The 710-nt window shown below is 44.6% G+C and carries 1 protein-coding gene; it reads right to left on the bottom strand.

The window, feature by feature from the left end; translation table 11 throughout:
• Positions 1-68: 68 nt before the first annotated feature.
• Complete coding sequence (locus M6G53_RS24945) at positions 69-545, bottom strand: recombinase family protein (protein ID WP_253335237.1); 477 nt, start codon at positions 543-545, stop codon at positions 69-71.
• Positions 546-710: the final 165 nt, after the last annotated feature.

The raw sequence follows: 710 nt of genomic DNA, 5'->3' as shown, positions 1-710 counted from the left end.
TGAAGGACAAATTAAAAAGTGGCCAACTTAAGAAACAGGCGCAAGCCGAAGTTTCTGAGTAACCACGATCAGGGGTGGGTCCGTTTTACTTTGGCAGGGTGGGTCACAATTCGATCGGTATTGACAGCTCTGCTCCATGTACTTCCATTTTCTGCCAGGATCTGTTTGCGATTTAATTCTGATGCAATGACCAGTTCTGGTTTACCTTCGTCATTAAACATATCGAATATATGGTTAACAATGTCGATCTCTTCCTGTGGTCCCGGTGTCAATATGACCCGATCTGTCTGGATACTTTTACGCTGGCCGAATGTAAGCTGTCCCTTTTCATCATGATTTTCATCAATCAGTAAGCGGCGCAGTCCATAACCTGGTAGACCGCCCTGATGATATCCTCTTTTTATGAGATTCACCTGGCCCAGAAACACTTTCTCTGACTGGTTTCTGCTAAAACTGGCTGCACCATGTCTTGAAAGTGCTAGGCCCAGTGTGAACATTTCAGGCTGAGCTTCAGAGAAGTGCTCTGCACAATAAATAATTTTCACCCCACTTTTTTTAAGTAAGTGAGAGTAATGTCCCGCCTCTGTCAACAACGGGTAAAAAGTGATCCACTTACCGTCACCACCAACGGTTTAATATTGATCCACCTTGTTTACTCAGGATTAGCTTCCGCTATAACCCCGGCCTTTCGTTTCTGTTTCAGCCGATAG

Origin of the sequence: Serratia nevei (assembly GCF_024160145.1) — a bacterium.
GTDB lineage: Bacteria > Pseudomonadota > Gammaproteobacteria > Enterobacterales > Enterobacteriaceae > Serratia > Serratia nevei_A.
The sequence above is the reverse complement of the archived record's forward strand: the minus strand, read 5'-3'. Positions and strand labels throughout refer to the sequence as shown.